The following is a 17,599-nucleotide window of genomic DNA, read 5'->3' on the forward strand; positions in this document are numbered from 1 at the left end:
AACTGCGGTGGCGAGGTCGTCGCCCGCGAGGGGCACGTCCTGCTCCGAACCAGTCCCGCAACACCCTCACCCGAAAGGTTCTCCACGTGCCGTCGGCCTCAGACGCCTCCAGTCACCGGCCGGGCCTGCGCGGCGCGCTGACCTCCCTGCGGGGAAACCGGCCCTTCCAGTGGCTGTGGTTCTCCAACGTGTTCTTCTTCGGCGGAGTGTGGACCCAGACCCTGGTACTCGGCTGGCTCGCGTTCGAGTTGACGCACTCCGAATTCCTCGTCGCGGTGTTCACCGCCGCGCGCCTGGCGCCCATGTTCCTCGGCCCGGTGGCGGGCGCGTTCGCCGACCGGCACAACCGCGTCCGGCTGCTCGTCGTCGCCTGCGCCTGGGCCACGGGCGCGGGCACCGCGGTGGCGGCCCTGGCCACGGCGGACCTGCTGCCGTACTGGGTCCTCGTCGTCGGCGGCCTGGCCATCGGCCTCGCCCAGTCCCCGTCGCAGCCGGCCAGGGCCTCGGTGGTGCTCGAACTCGTGGGGCAGGAGAAACTCTCCAACGCCAACGCGCTCAACGCCATGGCGATGAACATGACGCAGGTGATCGGCCCGGGGCTCGGCGGAGCCATGATCGCGGCGATCGGCGCTCCGGCCGCGCTGTGGGTCTCGACCGCCTGGTACGGGCTCTCGCTCGTGATGCTTCTGCCCCTGCGCGGGTACGGGAAAGCCGTCCACGACCAGGCGCAGTCGGTGCGGGCGATGGTCGTCGGCGGACTGCGGATCATCGCGCGCAGCCGGCTCGCGGTGGCGGTGCTCGTCGTCACCCTGGCGGCGAACACCCTGTTGTGGCCGGTCTATCAAGCCTTCATGCCGGTCTTCGCCGAGGAGTCTCTCGGGCTCGACGCCGCGGGACTCGGCGCTCTGCTGACGTGCAGCGGCATCGGGGGACTGGTCGGTTCACTCGTCATCGCCGGTATGGGCGACTTCCCGTACAAGGGTGGCGTGTTCGTCTTCGGCACCACGGTCTGGGCCGCCCTGTGGGCGATGTTCGCCCTGTCCCGCACGGTGTCGTTGTCGTTCGCGCTCATGTGCTTCATCGGCCTCACCAGCGCGGCCTTCGGGGTGCTGCAGACCACCCTGTTGCTGCTGACGACCGAGCCGGCCGTCCACGGCCGGGCACTGGGACTCCAGGAACTCTGCATCGGCGTCATGCCTGTGGCCACCCTTGTCCTCGGCGCGACGGCGGCGCGGGTAGGGGTGGCCAGGACGGTCTTCTGCGCGGCTCTCCTCCTTGTCTGCGGGCTCGGGGTTCTGGCGCTGCGCGTGCCGGCGCTGCTGACGTTCAGTGGCCGCCGTACTCGATGACGAGCGCGGCGGCACAGAGGCCGGGAAGCCGGAAACGCCGCTTCAGCTCTCCTGGCCGACGGGTTCGGCGTCGGTGCCGGGCTTCCACCGCGCGAAGATCGTGCTGCCGCCCCAGTCGCAGACCAGACCGAGCAGGACACCTACTGCCAGGGAGGCCAGCAGCACCACCCAGTCGTTGTCCTTGATGGCGAAGAGCGAGTAGCAGCCCACGAAGGTGCCCGGGACGAACGACGTCCACTTGAACCGTCCGAGCAGCACGATGCACATGACGAAGAAGCCCACGGACACCGCGTAAGCGGAGTTGGCGCTGCCCAGCAGGTCCGCGCCCTGGAGCATCAGCCAGGCGCACCCCACGCCCGCGAACGAGGACGACACGGTGAGCGCCGCCCCGGGAATCAGGCGTACACCGCAGGCGAAGTACGCCGTGCAGCCGGCGAAGCCCGCCCATGCCGAAAGGTCCATCAGGCCCGCGAATCCGCCCCAGAGACCGCAGAGCAGGCCGGTGAACGCCGCCGTGGCAAGCCGGTAGAAGTTCAAACCATTCTCCCCTGAGATGGTGTGAAGGAAGGCGGCGGACCGCCCCGGTGGCCGTCGGGCGGTCCGGGGCGGTCCGCCGCGGGGTCAGGCGAGCTTCTCGGCGAGGGCGAGAGCCGCCTTCTCGAAGACCTCGGCGGGCGGGTAGGTGATCCCGGCGCCGATCATGCCGATGCCCGGCTCCTTGTGCGCGATGGCGGTGTTGATGACGGGCAGGATGCCGGTGTCGAGCACCTTGCGGACGTCGATCCCGGTCGGCAGGCCCTGGAAGCCGAGCGACGGGATCGTGATGTTCGGGTTCTGCGCGGTGGTGATCTCGCCCATGTCCCGCGTGTAGGCGACGGCCTCCTCGACGGTGCCGCCCACGAGCGCCACGATCGCGGGCGCCGCGGCCATGGCGAAGCCGCCGAAGCCGTACGTCTCACTGATGGCGCTGTCACCGATGTCGAGCCCGGAGTCCTCGGGCTTGTAGCCGGCGAACATGGGGCCGATGACCTTCTGCGCCGGGCCGGTCAGCCAGTGGTTGCCCGGCAGTCCGCTGACCCGGATGCCGAACTCGACACCGTTGCGGGCCATCGTCGTCACGATCGTCGAGCCCTCGATGCCGTGCGCGGCGTCCAGTGCCGCCTTGGCCATGGCCAGCCAGGTCGGCCCGGAGAAGTAGTCCGAGCTGGCGATGAAGTCGAAGACCTCCTTCTTCTGCTCGGTCGTGAAACCCGTCTGCAGCAGCGAGGGGGCGAGCGCCTGCAGGAGCAGCAGGGTGCCCGCGATGTTGCGGTTGTGCGCTTCGTCGCCCATGTGCAGCGCCTGGGCCAGGAGCAGGCGCAGGTCGATCGGTCCGCCGATTTCCATGGCCTCCTTCAGCATGGGACCCAGGACGTCCCGCATCCAGACCAGCCGGTCGATGACGCTCTGGTCGTTGGCGCCCATGCGAAGGATCTTCGCCATCTGCTCGGACAGGTTGGTATAGGCGTAGTTGCCGTGTGTCTCGTTATGCAGGATGTGCATGTACATCGACGCCGAGGTGACCCCTGCCATGGAACCCACGCAGTCGTGTTCGTGGCACGGCGAGAAGGTGATGGCGCCGGAGGCGGCGACCTGCTCGGCTTCGGCGAGGTCGGCGGCGAGGCCCTCGAAGACGATCGCGCCGAGCACGGCGCCCTTCATCGGGCCGGACATCCGCTCCCAGGTGATGGGCGGACCGGCATGGATGATCGTGGTCGGGGTCATGCCGGGCACGACGTCGATGGCCCGGCCGAAGCCGATCAGCATGGGCTTGGCGCTGGTGATCCGCTCGATCGCCTCGGCGTTGGCCGCCTCGATCCGCGCGGCGACGTCCGGCCGGGCCAGGAGGTCGAGCGCGGCGATCACCTCGGGGTTGCCGCCACCCGGGGGCGTCCAGTCGAGGGTGGTGACCTTCGCGCCCTGGGCGGAGATGTCGTCGTCGAACATCGCCAGGCCGACGTTGACGACGTTCAGTTCGCCGTCGAAGAGCTGGGTGGTGGGGCTGGTCATGCGCGGTTTCCCTCCCGGACGATGGCGCGGGCGTACTGCCCGGTTTCGGTGCTGCTGCGGGTGACGGTGACCCCCGCGGACTCGAGCGCGGCGACCTGCTCGGCCAGCGACGGCTTGTCGAGGTCGGTGCCGAGGACGTAGCCGACGATCTCCAGATGACGTCCGGCCGCGGCGGCGATGCGCTTCGCCTCCGCGATCGCCGGCAGCGTGACCCCGACCGGGTCCTCGTGCGCGCCGAACCCGAGGACGAAGTCCATGACGATGACGCCGACCGACGGGTCCTGCGCCTCCCGCACCAGGCGCTCCAGCCGCAGGGACGGGTCGATCATCGGGTGCGGACGGCCGTTGGTGAAGTCGTCGTCACCGAAGTCGAGGAAGGTGTGGCCCCGGCTGGCGTCCGCGGCGTGCAGGACGTGGGCGGGGTCCTTCTGGATGTTGCTCCAGACCTCCTCGCCGGCGTCGAGCAGCGCGTACATCGACTCGTCGCACAGGGTGCCGCCGCAGAACAGACCGCGGACGTGGCGCTGCTCGGCGTTCAGCTTGGCGCGCACGGCCTCGACGCGATCGGCGTCGAGACCCGGAACGGCCGACTCCGGGGCGCTGGTCAGACGCACGGCCTGGAGGGCGGCGTCCTGGCTGCTCGCGGCGAAGTGTCCGCCGGCCTTGGTGACGGCCTGCTCGGATCCGCCGATGAAGTACACGACGACGGACTTGCCCGCGGTGGCGATCTCGGCGAGGACCTTCCGCTCGACCTCCGGGGCCGGCGGCTTGGAGACGAGCAGGATCGCCTCCGTCCGCGGGTCGGCGGCCAGGGCGCGGATGCCGTCGATCATCATGACGCCGCCGACCTCGGCGCTCAGATCGCGTCCGCCGGTGCCGATGAGCTGCGAGATTCCGCCGCCCAGGGCGTGAATGCGCACGCTGACTTCCTGCGAGCCGGTGCCGGAGGCCGCGACGATGCCGATCGAGCCGGGACGCACCGCGTTGGCGAAGCAGAGGCCGACGTTGTTGATGATCGCGGTTCCGCAGTCCGGACCCATCATCAGCAGGCCCTTGTCATGGGCCAGCGTCTTCAGCGCGATCTCGTCGGCGAGTGCGACGTTGTCGCTGAACATCAGGACGTGCAGGTCGTTCTCCAGCGCCTTGCGGGCCTCGCGGGCCGCGTAGGCGCCGTTGACGGCGATGACCGCGAGGTTCGCCGACGGGTCCGCCTGGGCCGCCGAGGCGATGGTGCGGTGGACGACCTTCGCCTCGCCGCCGACCGGCGCCTTGCGTACCAGGAGCTCCTCGACCCCGGCGATGACGGTGTCGGCGTCGACACCGTCGGCCGTCACGACGACGATCATCAGGTCGCCGTTGCCCGCCCCCTCGACCTCCGGCGTGAGGAGGTCGAGGTTCTTCAGCACTCCCTTGTTCATCTCGGTGGCCATCGCGACGAAGGCCTGATCGACGCCCTCGAACTGGTTCGCCTTCGTCGAGATCGACATCAGGGACACCGAGTCGAAATAGGTGTTCTTCTTGACCACTGCTGTGACGTTCACATGGAACCTCTCAGTTCTGCTTCCAGGCGGAGTCCGGTCAGCAGGCCGGACAGGAGGTCGGTCCCGGAGGTGTGGCCGATGCCGAGCACACGGCAGACCGGGACTCGAAGGTGCTCGGCCGGCTGCGCGGCGTCCCGTCCGTCGACGAGAAGACGGTGCAGAAGGTCGAGCAGGCTCTGGCGGGCACGCCCCCGGAGGGCCTCGCGCAGTGTGATGCGGCTCAGCGGCGTCGTACGGTCCGGGTGACGGTCCAGCACACCGTGGACGGCCTCGACGTACGCGGACAGGTGGCCGCCCGGCTGGGCCGCCAGCAGAGCCATACCGGTCAGGAAGTCGTCACCCGCCGGGGTGAGCCCCGGCCCGAGGCCGAGCAGTTGCGTGATCGCCGACGCCATGCCCGGGATGTCTCCGGCCCGCACGGCTCGTTCCAGCGCGTTGCGTCCCCGGCGCAGCCGGGCGCCGATCTCGGCGTCGAAGACGTTCACCGGTCCTCGGGGGGTGCGCATGCCCCCGGCCACTCCGTGCTCGTACAGCAGTTCCGCCAGCACCCGCGCCCGGGCGAGCAGCTCCTGCGCACCGAGTCCCAGCACGATCGATTCGGCATACCATACATCCGGCTCGTCGAGCGTCACCGAGTGCTTCGCCGGCTCCCCGAGAGTGATCGCATCGGCTGCCAGCGTGACGGGGTCACCCACGGTGAGGCGCCAGGCCGACCACTCCGCGAGGTCGACGCGGATGCTCCAGGGTGCGTCGTCGAGAACGCGCGCGCATAGCGTGATGAGTTCATTGCCGCAGGTCAGAAGGTTTACGGCGCGGCCGAAGATGGAGTCCACGCGTGCTGCGAGAGGGCCGGGACGCAGACGTGCGGCCAGCTCGGCGTCGATGGAGAGCGCCAGAGCCGAGGTCGGCAGAGTAGGCGATGCCATGACCCCTCCCCGTCGTGCGGGCATTTCCAGCCGAGGAACCCTGTCGCCTAAAAGGTATACCATCTGACCTTGCTGTGGAACGTTGGGCACCTTGTCCGCCCAGCGAGTCAAGGAAGAGGGGAACGGGCATGCGAGTCGTCGTGGCACTGGGTGGGAACGCCCTGGCGCGTCGTGGAGAGCCGATGACGGCCGATCGGCTGCGCACCAATGTGAAGTCGACCTGCGAGGCCCTGGCGGGCCTCGCCCGCGAGCACGAGGTCGTCATCACACACGGGAACGGGCCGCAGGTCGGCCTGCTCGCGCTGCAGAACCTGGCCTACCAGGATGTCGCCGCCTACCCCCTGGACATCCTGGGGGCGGAGACGCAGGGCATGATCGGCTACGTCATCCAGCAGGAGCTGTCCAACGCACTCGCCGGCGAGCGCGAGGTGGCGGCCGTGCTCACCACGACGGTGGTCGACGAGGGAGACCCGGCTTTCGAGCGGCCGACCAAGCTCATCGGCCCGACCTACTCGGCCCAGGACGCCGCCGAGGCGGCCGCGGAGTACCGGTGGACGATAGCGCGTGACGGTGGTTCCTTCCGCCGGGTCGTGCCCTCGCCCAACCCGCTCCGGGTGGTCCAGGCGCCGGTCGTGCGCCTGCTGCTGGAGAACCAGCGGCTCGTGGTCTGCGTCGGCGGCGGCGGGGTGCCGGTGCGCATCGACGGCAAGGGCCGCGAGATCGGCATGCAGGCCGTGGTCGACAAGGACCTCGCCAGCGCGGCCCTGGCCGCGGAGCTGGAGGCCGACACCCTCGTCATGCTGACGGACGGCGACTACGTCAGCGAGAACTGGGGCACCCCGCAGCAGCGGGACATCAAGACCGCGTCCGCCGACGCCATTTCCCAACTCCCCTTCGCCGAGGGGTCGATGCAGCCCAAGATCGACGCCGCGATCCACGTCGCGAGGGCCGGCGGACGTGCCCTCATCGGGCCGCTGGACCGGCTCGACGACCTGCTGGCCCGCAAGGTCGGCACCGAGATCCGCGAGGACGTCGACGCCGGCATCGTCTACGTGTGACGCGGGCCGCTCTTGCGGCCGCAGCGGTTCCCCGCCCGGCGACGGACCCTGTGCGGGGACCGCTGTCTCATTGGCAAAGGAAACGGAGGCCCGCACATGGCCGACACTCCACGCAACAAGATCTCCTCGGCCCGCCGGTGGACGGCCCGCGCGCTGGCGGCGGGAGCCGCGGCGCTGACCCTTGCCGCCTGCTCGGCGACAACGGACTCCGTGCCGCCCAGCAGCACCTCGTCGCCTCCGGTGCCGGCCCCGGCGACGAGCCGGTCACCCAGCACCGTGAGTAGTAAGGAAGCGACCGCGCAACTCCTCGCGGCGGTGGGGTACAACAACACGAGCTCCGCGGCCAGGGCCATCAAGGCCGGCGCGAACCTCGAAGCGCGCAACGACCAGGGACGGACGCCGCTGGTCATGGCCACCAAGGCCCATCACGTCAAGCTGGCACGCCTGCTGCTGGAGTCCGGCGCGGATCCCAACGCGAAGGACGAGATCCAGGACTCCGCCTTCCTGTACGCCGGCGCGGAGGGACTCGACGAGATCCTCAAACTCACCCTCGAACACGGCGCCGACGTACGCAGCACCAACCGCTACGGCGGGACCGCTCTGATCCCCGCCAGCGAACACGGACACGTCGAGACCGTCCGGATCCTGCTGGCTGCCGGTGTGCCCGTCAACCACGTCAACAACCTGTCGTGGACCGCCCTGCACGAGGCGATCGTGCTCGGAAACGGCTCCCGGGACCACGTCACGGTGGTCAGGCTGCTCCTCGCGGCGGGCGCCGACCCGTCCATCCCCGACAAACAGGGAGTCCTGCCCCGCGACCTCGCGGCACGGCGCGGCTACCAGGAGATCGTGAAGGAGATCGACCGGGCATCCTGACAGGGGGAGGCATCGTGAACTGCAGTGCGAACGGCCTACCATCTACGGAATGTTGAAGCAACAAGGTGACGGTCCCGCCTGCCGGGAAGAGGTACCGGTGTGGCGCGTGCCGGGGATGCGACCCCTGCTGGCCTCGACGGCGCTGGGCTTCGCCGGCCTGTCGTTGCTGATGCCGGTCGCCCCCCTGTGGGCACTCGAGGGCGGGGCGGACGAACTGGGCGCGGGCCTGGTCAACACCGTGCTGATGCTCTTCACGGTGATCGCCCAACTGCTGGTCGGCCGGATCCTCCAACGCCTCGGCTGGCAGGGGTCACTGGCCCTCGGCTCGTGCCTGCTCGGACTCCCCGCCCTCGGCCATCTGGCCACCAGCCAGGCGGGAGCTGTCATGGCCCTCGCGGCGGTGCGGGGCCTCGGGTTCGGGATCCTCACCGTGTGCGGTGCCACCGGAGTGGCCGCGCTCGTCGATCCCGCCCGCCGCGGCCGGGCGATCGGCGCCTACGGGCTCGCCATCGCGGCCCCGCAGTGCCTGCTCATCCCGGTCGCGCCCTGGCTGGCCGAACGCGTCGGATTCTGGCTGGTGTTCACCTGCGCGGCCGTGCCCCTGCTCGCGATCCCGCTGGCACCGCGCGTGGCACGCGCCCTGCACGGCAGCGGCGACGTATCCACCGCACCCGCCGAAGCGCGGGACACCAGTCGACTGCGCCGCGTCCTGATCGGTCCGATCGCCGCGCTGCTTGTCATCACCGCGGCCGGTGGCGCCATCCTCACCTTCACCCCCCGCCTGCTGTCCGACCCGGGCGCCGTCTACCTCGCGCTCCTGGCGTTCACCGCGACGGCGGCGCTGAGCCGATGGAGGTTCGGACACGTCGCGGACCGCAGGGGCGCCGCCCCGGCGATCGCCCCGCTGCTGTTCGCCGGCGCTGCCGGGCTCGCCGTGATCGGCGCGGGTACGGCAGGCGGGTCCGGTGCGGCCGGGGCGGTCCTGGTCGTGGCCGGCATGCTCGTTGTGGGCGTCGCCTACGGCGGTCTGCAGAACCTGACGCTGGTGCAGGCCTTCGCCGCCGCCGGCGAGCGGGCCCGCTCCTCCGTCAGCGTCGCCTGGAACGTCGGCTTCGACGCCGGAACCGGGCTCGGTGCCTTCGCCGCGGGCGCGGTCGTCACCATGAGTTCCTACACGGTCGCGTACGCGGTTCTCGCCGCCGCCACCGCTCTCGTGGGCGTCTGCTGGGCGGGCGCGCGGTGGCGAGGCCGGGGAGCGGCGTCGCGAACTCTCTGACGGTTCTCAGGCAGCGGGGGCCAGGGGCGCGCTCGTCCCAGGCGGTAGGGCGCTGGAGGTTACGTGCTCCCCCCACGCGGTGGGGAACGGGGGCCGCGCGCCCGCCCTTACGCGGTGGGGTCCTGGGATCGCGTGCCGGCGCTCACGTGGTGGGGCTCCCGGGCCGGGTTTGTGCTCGGGCTTGTGTGGAGGGACCCCCGGTTCGTGCGTATGGCCGGGCTCGTACGGCCGGGTGACCCCGCGCCCGCCAGCACGGCCGTCGCGAGAGCCGCCAGCACCAGCGCGGCCAGGGGAACCCAGATCGCCGTGGTGAATCCGTGCACGGCAGCCGCCCGTGTGCCGCCGTGGAACGCCGCGGCGGCGCTGGCGGCCACCGTGTTGAAGGCGGCCGATCCGATGGAACCCCCTACCTGCTGCGCGGAGTTGACCGAGGCCGAGGCGATCCCCGAGTCATGGGCAGGCACATTGGCGGTGGCGCTGGTCATGATGGCCAGGAAGCTGGCGCCGTTGCCGACGCTGAACGTGACCAGCGCGGGAAGGGCGTTCGCGGCGTAGCTGGACTCCGGGGTCAGCAGCGTGAACTGGAACAGTCCGCAGGCGGCCAGGGACAGGCCCGCCGTCATCATGACGCGGGGGCCGAACCTGGGCAGCAGGCGCGTGCCGAGCTGGGTGGCGGTCGCGGTGGTGACGATGCTGATGGGCAGGAAGCCCAGTCCACTCGCCAGCGCGGACCAGCTCAGCACGGTCTGCAGGTAGTAGGTGAGGAACAGTGCGACGCACAGCTGCCCCATCATCAGGGCACCACCGGCGAGCAGCGCGGCGACGCGGCGGCGGTCGCGCAGGAGGCGCGGCGGCAGGAGCGGGGTGGCGGCCCGGGTCTGCCACCAGGCGAACGCCACGAGCAGCGCCATCCCTCCGACCAGCGCCCCGAGGACGTACGGCGAGGTCCAGCCCAGCGCCTCGGCCCGGCTGCAGCCGTACACCACGCTCGTCAGACCGCCACAGCCGAGCACGGCCCCGGCGACGTCGACGCGCCCGGACGGCCGCCGCGCCCGGTCGCGCGGTGTCCAGATGCTGCCGGCCAGTGCCAGAAGCGCGATGGGCACGTTGACCAGCAGGCACCAGCGCCAGCCCGCCCACTGGGTGAGCAGTCCGCCGAGCACCACTCCGAGGGAGCCGCCGGCGCCGCCGAGAGCACCGAAGACGGCGATGGCCTTACGCCGCTCACGCGGGTCGGTGAAGGTGGTGGCGACCAGGGCGAGCGCCGAGGCGGCGAGCAGGGCGGCGAAGGCACCCTGCACGGCACGGGCGGCGAACAGGACCTGAGCGGTGGGCGCGACGCCCGCGGCGGCCGAGGCCACCGCGAAGCCGAGCAGCCCGGCCACGAACACCCGCTTGTGCCCCGCGTGGTCGGCGATACGCCCGGCGAGCAGGAGCAGCCCGCCGAAGGCGACGGTGTACGAGGTGACCACCCACGGCCGGTCTCCGTCCGTCATCCCCAGCTGTGTCTGCATGGACGGCAGCGCCACGTTCACGATGGTGCTGTCCAGCAGAATCATCAATTGCGCCAGCCCGATGACGCACAGCGCCCACCAGCGCCGGGAGTCGGGAAGTTGTGGCTGAGGGTCGGGGGTCGGGGTCGGTGCGGCGGCATGCATACTTTTCTGTATACCAAAAAACGCAATTGGGATACCAAACGAGACCTGTGCTCCACGTGAACCTCACCGCCGTCCTCATCCGTGCGCAGAACGCGACGGATACCCTGACCACCGACAATGACGTGGCAGGACGACAGGGGCGGGGCGCGGCACGGTGGTGAACGACACAGATCCAGGCAGGACCGGGAACGCCCGCACAGAGGCCGGGCGTTGAGGACCTACGGAATACATCCGCCGGGCGACACCCCGGCCGGACCGGAGCCGGCGGACGCGTCCCTGCTCACCCAGCTCGGCCTGAGCCCCCGGGAGAGCGCCGTCTACCGGCTCCTCGTCGACCGGCCCGACAGCGATCCCGCCGCGCTGGCGGACCGGTCGACGGGCCCGGCCGCCGAGGTGGCGCGCGCCCTCGACAACCTGGTCGAGCGCGGCCTGGCCAACGCCGACCGCACCGACGGGAGCGCCCCGCGCTACCGCGCCGCCTCGCCGGTGCTCGCCCTCGGCCCGCTCCTCGAATCCCGCCGCACCGCACTGCACCGCGTCGAATCCCTGGTCGCCGACCTCGCCGAGCGGCACCGCTCCGTTCAGGCCCACGCCACGGGCGCGCCCATCGAGGTGCTGTCGGGTGCCGCGGCGATCCGGCGCAGACTGCTGCTGATGCAGGGCCAGGCCGTCGGCGAGGTGTGCACCATGCTGCCGCTGCGACGGGTGCCCGCGGTGCTCACCTTCGAGGAGAACCACGACGAGGTCGAGCACGAGATGGCCCGGCGCGGCGTCGTCATGCGCAGCGTCATCGAGCGTGACTGGCTCGAAAGTCCCGCAACCGCCTCCGCGTTGGCCTCCTACGTGACCGAGGGCCAGCACATCGTCGTCGCCGACAAGGTGCCCATCAAGCTGGTCATCGTCGACCGGCGCATCGCCCTGCTGCCCCTCGACCCGGAGCGCGAGGGCGAACCCGTGGCGCTCGTCGTGCACCGCACCGGGCTGCTCACCGCGCTCGGTTCGCTCTTCGACGAGTACTTCGAGAAGGGCTGGCGGCTGCGCGCCTCCGGCACCGGCCCCGGCCCGGACGGTCCCGGCAAGTCCCGGCTCGACGCCGTCGACCGGCAGATCGTCGCCTTGCTGCACGTCGGCCTCACCGACGCGGCCATCGCCCGACAGCTCGGCATGGGCCACCGCACCGTCCAACGCCGCCTGCACGCCCTCATGGAGGAGGTCGGCGCCGCCACCCGCTTCCAACTGGGCTGGCACGCCGCCCGGTCCGGCTGGCTGGACGAGACACCGGCGAATCCACCGGAATCCCACCACGGTTGAGGCGCATTTGCGCCACGGCACATTTGCGTCGGGGCTGATCTCTTGTATGCGGAACGGGCCGTACCGAACCATCGAGGCCACCGAGCGCGTGGGACCGTGCACCCCGCGTACAGGTGCGATTTCACGTATCCGTGCAAGATGGAGAGGTTCCCGTGTTCCCCATGAGGACAAGAGGTCTCCGCCGGGCTCTGGCCACCGGAGTGGTCGTCGCGGCCACCGGAGCGTCGCTGCTGGTCACACCGGCCTGGGGCGAGGACGGGGCACCGCAGGCCGCGAACGTCACCGCCGACCAGGTACCAGTGGCGCCGGCCATGACCGAGGGCCTGGACAAGGCCACCCGCAAGGGGACCCCCGCCGAGGCGGCTCGCGCGCACCTCGAGGCCCATCAGGACAAGTACAAGGTCCCGGTCTCCGATCTGCAGACCCTGAAGACCACCAAGGTCGGCAAGCAGTCCACGGTCCGCTTCCGGCAGAAGCACGACGGGGTGCCGGTCTTCGGCGCCGAGTACGCGGTGCAGACCGAGCCGGCCGACGGTGGCCAGAAGGTCCTCTCCGCAACCGGCACGCTGTACACCGACCTCACCGTCTCCACCACCCCGAGGGTCACCGAGGCCACCGCCAAGCAGCGGATGTTCTCGCTGGACGCGCGCCTGGGCACCGTCCGGGGCGCCAAGACCGCCGAGCACGGCCTCGTCGTCCTGCCCAACTCCCATGGCGGCACGCTGACCTGGCATTTCACCGTGACCGGCGCCAGGGCTGACGGCAGCCCGGTGCGCCAAGAGGTGTACGTCGACGCGAACGTCGGCGGCATCACCCTGTCGTACAACAACATCGACGCGGCCGACGCCGCGCCCGTGACGGCGACGGGTGTGCGCGTGGACGGCAGCGAGGTGCGGCTGAACGCCAACCAGGAGGCGGACGGCTCGTACACCCTGGCCGACTCCACCCGCGACATGTACGCGCGGACCGGCGGCCAGATACGCACCTACGACGCGCAGCGCAAGAACTACACGCTCGTCGCGGGCGGCCCGGTCACCGACGACGTTCCGCTGGTGAAGTCCTCCACCGACCGCTTCGACGCCGCGAACACCACCTCCGGCGCGGTCGACGCCCACGTCAACGCCGCCAAGGTCTACGAATACCTCAAGAACCAGCTCGGCCGCGACGGCGTCGACGGCAAGGGCGGCAGCATCTACTCGGTCGTCAATGTCGCCAGCAGCGGCAAGGACTACGCCAACGCCTTCTGGGACGGCTCCAAGATGGTGTACGGCCACATGAACGGCGTGCCGCTGTCGGTGGGCCTGGACGTGGTCGGCCACGAGATGACGCACGGCGTCACCGAGCACGCCGCCGGACTCGTCTACCTCAACCAGTCGGGCGCCCTCAACGAGGCCATCTCCGACTACTTCGGCAACGCCATGGAGACCGCCGACAAGGGCATCGCCATGAGCGACCCCACGTCCGGACTGGTCGGCGAGTACCTGTGCAACGGCACCAAGCCGCTCAAGGATTGTGCCCTGCGCGACCTGAACGACGGCCGCAACGCGCAGAAGGACTACATCCCCGTCACGCTCGACTACGACAACGGCGGAGTGCACACCAACTCCACCATCGTCGGCGGGGCGCTGTGGGACATGCGCACGAGCATCGACACCAAGCTCGCGGACCAGATCATCTACCGTGCCGCGGAGAACTACCTCACCCCGCTGTCCGGCTTCACGGACATGCGCAACGCGGTCACCCTCGCCGCGAAGTCCATGAAGGTCTCCACGGCCGACCTCGCCGCGATCGACAAGGCCTTCGACGCCCACGGCATCGAACAGGGCTGGGAGCGCAAGGGCGGCACGCACGACGGCACCACCATCGGCGCCAACGTCCTGCCCGCCTACGAGGTCTACGGCGGCGTCGACGAGCAGGCCGCCCAGATCAACGGCGACGTCTACGCCATCAGCCACGGCGACGCCATCGCCTGGGACCAGGGTGGCGCCGCGTTCGGCATCACCGTGGGCCGCTTCTCCAAGAACCCGCAGCACGAACTGGCCCAGAAGGACGCCTACCTGCTCGACCCGTCCCTCGACAGCGACCGCGTCGTCTTCACCCGGATCGCCGCCGACGGCGTCGGCATCTACCAGTCCGGCGACAAGGGCCAGGGCGAGATCAAGAAGCTGGTCGACGAGCCCGGCGTGGACGAGACCGAGCCGGTCACCGAGAACGGCGCCCTCGCCTACATCAGCACCACCCCGGACGGCGAGCAGGACGTCATGCTCCGCAAGGCCGACGGCACCACGGTCAACGTGACGCCCGAGCCCGGCACCCATGCCTCCCACCTCGCCATGAAGAACGGCACCATCGCCTGGGCCGGTGGTGACGGCACGTACCTCTACCTCTACGACATCGCCACCGGCACCACGCAGAACAAGCGGATCGGCGGCTTCCTGTTCAACTACATCTCGGACATTCAGCTCACCTCGGACCGCGTCTTCTACCGCGTGACGAACGGCTTCCTGATCCCGAGCACCACGCTGGGCTCGGCGCCGGTCAACGACGTGAACCAGATGGCGAACCTGCGCTACCCGTCGAGCCTCTACGTCGCCCAGTTCTCCGTGAACGACAACTACCTGGCGTACTCGACGTACACCATCTGGGGCGCCCTCGGCTCCTGGGACGGTCCCACCAAGGTGAAGGTCGCCAAGACCTCCGACGTCCTGGCCGGTCTGAACAACTTCAGCCGTGTCTCCTGCTCCTCCGGCTCGCAGCTGGCCCCGTCCCTCGGTGACGGCCAGCGCGCCGTCTGGCTGGACACCACGGCCGCCACGACGGACGTCGTGACCCGCGAGACGTTCGCGAACACCTGCGCCTAGCCTCGACGGCAGTACGGCACTGAGGGCGGCCACCGGTTCGACCGGTGGCCGCCCGCGTCGTGCCGATCGACCGGTCGAGGAGACGCCTGACCGCTGCCGCGTCGGCCCGCGCGCGTGGGCCGGCCCAGGGCGACTCCGGCCAGGACGAGTACCAGCCCGCACAGTTGCCGGACCGTCAGCACTTCTCCGGCGACCACTGTGCCGAGCAGCACGCCCGTGACGGGGTTGAGCAGCCCGATCAGTCCCACTGTCCCCGCGGGCATGTGCCGCAACCCGGCGAACCAGGCGGTGAAGGCCAGAGCGGTGGCGACCAGGGCGACGTAGCCGAACGCGAGGAGCGCCGGTGCGTGGAGCGCGGGCGGAGGGCCCTCCGCCACCGCGGCGACCGGCAGCAGGAACAGACCTCCTGCGGTGAGCTGCCAGGCGGTCGAGGCGAGCACGTCGGCACCGGCGCTCCACCGCTTGGCCAGGATGTGGCCGAAGGACGACACGAGCATGGCCGCGGCCGAGGCGAGGACTCCGGGCACGCTCACCCCTTCCGCCGCCGTGAGCAGCATGAGACAGACCCCGCCGAGCCCGATCGCGGCGCCGGCCAGGTGCGAGATGCCGGGCCGCTCGGACACCAGGACCCAGGCGAGGAGCATCATCGCCAGCGGGGACACCGCCATGACGGTCGAGGCGACGCTCGTCGGCAGCAGTTGGGAGGCGGCGTAGACGAGCACGAAGAACACGCTCACGTTCAGCAGGCCGAGCACGGCGGACCGCCACCACCAGGCGCCGCGTGGCCGCTGCCGGGACATGGCCAGCAGGACGAGGCCTGCGGGCAGCGCCCGCAGGGCGGCCCCGAAGAGCGGGCGGTCCGCCGGCAGGAACTCGTGGGTGACGAAGTAGTTGGTTCCCCAGGCCACCGGCGCGACTGCGGTCAGAGCCACCCAGCGAAGATTGGCTTCCATGGAAGGCAATATAGCTTCCATGGAAGCTACCATGGTGTCCATGGACGATCCGCAACCGCTGGACCGCGTAGCCCGCATCCAGGCCGACTGGCGCCGCGAACGACCCGACGTCGACATCACCCCGCAGGGAGTGATCGGCCGACTGCACCGCCTGGCCGGCCGGCTCACCGAGGAGCTCTGCCTCGTCTACGGCCGCTACGGTCTCGGCGAGGGAGAGTTCGACGTCCTGTGCGCGCTGCGCCGTGCCGGTGAGCCCTACGAAAGGGCACCCGGCGAACTCGCCGCGTACACCATGGTCACCACCGGTGCGATCACGAAGAGAGTCGACCGTCTCGAACAGGCCGGACTCGTCACCCGCCGCCGTTCCGCCGACGACCAGCGCGGCCGGATCGTCGCCCTCACCCGCCCCGGCCGCGAACTGATCGACCGCGCGTTCACCGACCACATGCGCAACGAACGCCGGCTCCTGGATCTGCTGACGCCCACCGAGGCCGAGACACTCGAAACGCTGCTCACCACATGGCTCTCCCGCATGGACGATCTGAGCCCTTCCGACGACGGCGAATGACCCGCCGCGTCCCTGGCGGCCGTGTTACGCAGGAGGTCACGGGTACCTGGAGCGGGCCAGATGTCTCCGCCACATTCGGGAGGGAAGGCACGTGCTCTCCGACAAGTCCCGCCCCGTCATCGCCGTCACGCTCCCCGTGGCCGCCGACCGTATCGGTGAGATCGCCCAGCGCTTCTACCAGCATCTTTTCTCCGAGCATCCCGAACTGCTCGACGGCGTCTTCAACCGCGGCAACCAAGCGCACGGCCATCAGCAGCAGGCCCTGGCCGGCTCGGTGGCCGCGTTCGCGACGACCCTGGTGGAGACACCGGAACGGGTGCCGGAGCAACTGCTGCGCCGGATCACCCACAAGCACGCCTCGCTCGGCTTCCGCCCGGACCAGTACCAGATCGTCCACGACCACCTGATGTGGGCGATCGGAGACGTCCTGGGCGACGCCGTCACCGAAGTCGTCGCCGCGGCCTGGGGCGAGGTGTACTGGCTGATGGTCAACGCCCTGATCAACCAGGAGCGCGGCCTCTACAGCGCCCGCGGGGTCCGGCCGGAGACGGTCTGGCGGGACTGGCGGGTGGAGCGGAAGATCAAGGAGACCGACGACGTGGTCACCTTCGTGGTCGAGTGGATCGACGACCGCCCTGGTGAAGACGTCACTGCCGGGCCAGTACGTCACCGTCCGGATGCGGATGCCCGACGGGAAGCTCCAGCCGCGCCAGTACAGCCTGACCCGCGCCGACGACGGCGAGCACCGCCAGTTCTCGGTGAAGCGGCTGCGCGGCGAGGGGGGCGACCCCGACGGCGAGATGTCGGCGTTGCTGCACGACTCCGTCGGGGTGGGCGACGTCCTGACGCTGTCGCTGCCGTACGGCGACGTGGTGCTCGACGACTCGGGACGGCCGGTGGTGGGTGCCAGCGCGGGCATCGGGATCTCTCCCATGGCGGGCATGCTGTCGCACCTGGTCACAGCGGACTCCGGGCTGTCGATCACCGTTCTGCACGCCGACCTCGACGAGGCGTCCTTCCCGCTGCGGCGGCAAGTGGTCAACGACGTGCTGGCGCTGCGGGACGCGCGGATGTACCTCTGGTCCGAAAATAGAAGCAGTCAGGGTGGCGTCCTCAGGCTCCGATGGGTTCGAAGCGGACGGTGAGTCCGAGGGCGTTGGCCTGGCGGGTGAT

General features: G+C 70.4%; 14 protein-coding genes and 1 pseudogene. 9 read left to right on the top strand and 6 right to left on the bottom strand.

What is annotated here, in order from left to right:
• Window positions 1–86 precede the first annotated feature (86 nt).
• Complete coding sequence (locus ACWEK3_RS23510) at window positions 87–1,349, top strand: MFS transporter (protein ID WP_453250530.1); 1,263 nt, start codon at window positions 87–89, stop codon at window positions 1,347–1,349.
• Between the two features lie 42 nt (window positions 1,350–1,391).
• Here the strand turns inward: ACWEK3_RS23510 and ACWEK3_RS23515 are convergent, their stop codons facing one another.
• The 4 genes from ACWEK3_RS23515 to ACWEK3_RS23530 form a co-directional block, all read right to left on the bottom strand.
• A complete protein-coding gene (locus tag ACWEK3_RS23515; protein ID WP_450541776.1) occupies window positions 1,392–1,886 on the bottom strand; it encodes a DUF1097 domain-containing protein in 495 nt (164 codons plus the stop codon).
• 84 nt (window positions 1,887–1,970) lie between these two features.
• On the bottom strand, window positions 1,971–3,398 hold the full coding sequence (locus ACWEK3_RS23520; protein ID WP_384430453.1) for a YlbE family protein: 1,428 nt from the start codon (window positions 3,396–3,398) through the stop codon (window positions 1,971–1,973).
• Complete coding sequence (gene fdrA / locus ACWEK3_RS23525) at window positions 3,395–4,939, bottom strand: acyl-CoA synthetase FdrA (RefSeq protein WP_453250531.1); 1,545 nt, start codon at window positions 4,937–4,939, stop codon at window positions 3,395–3,397. Before fdrA ends, ACWEK3_RS23520 begins: the two co-directional genes overlap by 4 nt.
• Window positions 4,936–5,865: a DUF2877 domain-containing protein gene (locus tag ACWEK3_RS23530; RefSeq protein WP_453250532.1), complete on the bottom strand. Its 930-nt coding sequence runs from the start codon at window positions 5,863–5,865 to the stop codon at window positions 4,936–4,938. The genes fdrA and ACWEK3_RS23530 overlap by 4 nt, the downstream gene beginning before the upstream one ends.
• A 128-nt stretch (window positions 5,866–5,993) precedes the next feature.
• Between ACWEK3_RS23530 and ACWEK3_RS23535 the strand changes: the two genes are divergently transcribed.
• The 3 genes from ACWEK3_RS23535 (at window position 5,994) to ACWEK3_RS23545 (ending at window position 9,075) form a co-directional block, all read left to right on the top strand.
• Entirely contained in the window at window positions 5,994–6,923 is a 930-nt protein-coding gene (locus ACWEK3_RS23535) for a carbamate kinase (protein ID WP_365430978.1), read from the top strand.
• A 96-nt stretch (window positions 6,924–7,019) separates the two neighbouring features.
• Entirely contained in the window at window positions 7,020–7,799 is a 780-nt protein-coding gene (locus ACWEK3_RS23540; RefSeq protein WP_453250533.1) for an ankyrin repeat domain-containing protein, read from the top strand.
• A gap of 49 nt (window positions 7,800–7,848) precedes the next feature.
• Entirely contained in the window at window positions 7,849–9,075 is a 1,227-nt protein-coding gene (locus tag ACWEK3_RS23545) for an MFS transporter (protein ID WP_453250534.1), read from the top strand.
• Between the two features lie 107 nt (window positions 9,076–9,182).
• Here the strand turns inward: ACWEK3_RS23545 and ACWEK3_RS23550 are convergent, their stop codons facing one another.
• The gene (locus tag ACWEK3_RS23550) at window positions 9,183–10,733 is read right to left on the bottom strand and encodes an MFS transporter (RefSeq protein WP_450541764.1); all 1,551 of its coding nucleotides are present in this window, start codon (window positions 10,731–10,733) and stop codon (window positions 9,183–9,185) included.
• Between the two features lie 210 nt (window positions 10,734–10,943).
• Between ACWEK3_RS23550 and ACWEK3_RS23555 the strand changes: the two genes are divergently transcribed.
• Together ACWEK3_RS23555 and ACWEK3_RS23560 are read left to right on the top strand one after the other, a co-directional pair.
• Window positions 10,944–12,044 (top strand): helix-turn-helix domain-containing protein, encoded by a 1,101-nt coding sequence (locus ACWEK3_RS23555; RefSeq protein WP_450541762.1) that lies wholly within the window; start codon window positions 10,944–10,946, stop codon window positions 12,042–12,044.
• A 161-nt stretch (window positions 12,045–12,205) separates the two neighbouring features.
• Window positions 12,206–14,905: a M4 family metallopeptidase gene (locus tag ACWEK3_RS23560; RefSeq protein WP_453250535.1), complete on the top strand. Its 2,700-nt coding sequence runs from the start codon at window positions 12,206–12,208 to the stop codon at window positions 14,903–14,905.
• Here ACWEK3_RS23560 and ACWEK3_RS23565 read toward each other — a convergent pair.
• Window positions 14,902–15,858, bottom strand: coding sequence for a DMT family transporter (locus tag ACWEK3_RS23565; RefSeq protein WP_453250536.1), 957 nt, complete (start codon window positions 15,856–15,858; stop codon window positions 14,902–14,904). The genes ACWEK3_RS23560 and ACWEK3_RS23565 overlap by 4 nt on opposite strands.
• A gap of 40 nt (window positions 15,859–15,898) precedes the next feature.
• Here ACWEK3_RS23565 and ACWEK3_RS23570 point away from each other — a divergent pair, with 40 nt between their 5' ends.
• From ACWEK3_RS23570 to ACWEK3_RS23580, 3 genes and pseudogenes are all read left to right on the top strand, one after another.
• Window positions 15,899–16,426: a MarR family winged helix-turn-helix transcriptional regulator gene (locus ACWEK3_RS23570; RefSeq protein ID WP_450541756.1), complete on the top strand. Its 528-nt coding sequence runs from the start codon at window positions 15,899–15,901 to the stop codon at window positions 16,424–16,426.
• A 136-nt stretch (window positions 16,427–16,562) separates the two neighbouring features.
• A pseudogene (locus tag ACWEK3_RS23575) lies at window positions 16,563–16,910 on the top strand (globin domain-containing protein); the annotation flags it as partial.
• Between the two features lie 154 nt (window positions 16,911–17,064).
• On the top strand, window positions 17,065–17,571 hold the full coding sequence (locus ACWEK3_RS23580; protein WP_453250537.1) for an FAD-binding oxidoreductase: 507 nt from the start codon (window positions 17,065–17,067) through the stop codon (window positions 17,569–17,571).
• Window positions 17,572–17,599: the final 28 nt, after the last annotated feature.

The sequence above is a fragment of the Streptomyces sp. NPDC004721 genome (genome assembly GCF_053601495.1).

Coding starts and splice junctions, on each gene's coding strand:
- ACWEK3_RS23520 (WP_384430453.1), bottom strand. CDS start 3,398: ATGACCAGCCCCACCACCCAGCTCTTCGACGGCGAACTGAACGTCGTC.
- ACWEK3_RS23530 (WP_453250532.1), bottom strand. CDS start 5,865: ATGGCATCGCCTACTCTGCCGACCTCGGCTCTGGCGCTCTCCATCGAC.
- ACWEK3_RS23535 (WP_365430978.1), top strand. CDS start 5,994: ATGCGAGTCGTCGTGGCACTGGGTGGGAACGCCCTGGCGCGTCGTGGA.
- ACWEK3_RS23540 (WP_453250533.1), top strand. CDS start 7,020: ATGGCCGACACTCCACGCAACAAGATCTCCTCGGCCCGCCGGTGGACG.
- ACWEK3_RS23545 (WP_453250534.1), top strand. CDS start 7,849: ATGTTGAAGCAACAAGGTGACGGTCCCGCCTGCCGGGAAGAGGTACCG.
- ACWEK3_RS23550 (WP_450541764.1), bottom strand. CDS start 10,733: ATGCATGCCGCCGCACCGACCCCGACCCCCGACCCTCAGCCACAACTT.
- ACWEK3_RS23560 (WP_453250535.1), top strand. CDS start 12,206: ATGAGGACAAGAGGTCTCCGCCGGGCTCTGGCCACCGGAGTGGTCGTC.
- ACWEK3_RS23565 (WP_453250536.1), bottom strand. CDS start 15,858: ATGGAAGCCAATCTTCGCTGGGTGGCTCTGACCGCAGTCGCGCCGGTG.
- ACWEK3_RS23570 (WP_450541756.1), top strand. CDS start 15,899: ATGGACGATCCGCAACCGCTGGACCGCGTAGCCCGCATCCAGGCCGAC.